General features: G+C 59.9%; 1 pseudogene. It reads right to left on the bottom strand.

The features are described from left to right. Nucleotides 1–257 (bottom strand): annotated as a pseudogene (locus tag AC0L2O_RS37065) (integrase); the annotation flags it as partial.

The raw sequence follows: 257 nt of genomic DNA on the forward strand, positions 1-257 counted from the left end.
CTTCATCGGAATGGCGAGCGCCTGCTCTATGATCCCGAGGGCGTCAAGATCATGATGTCCCGCGTATTTGAGGAATGTTCGCAGCGCGGCAAGCCGCGCGTTCCGGCTCCGTACGCTGTTGCCGCGAACCTTCTCCAGATGGTCGAGGAAATCGAGCAGCAGTCGCGCGTTCAGATCGGTGAGCGCGAGTTTGCTCGGAGGCTTGCCGATTGACGTCTCGGCAAACGCCAGAAGCAGTCGGAACGTATCGCGGTAAG

Source organism: Bradyrhizobium sp. Kon10, assembly GCF_055807395.1.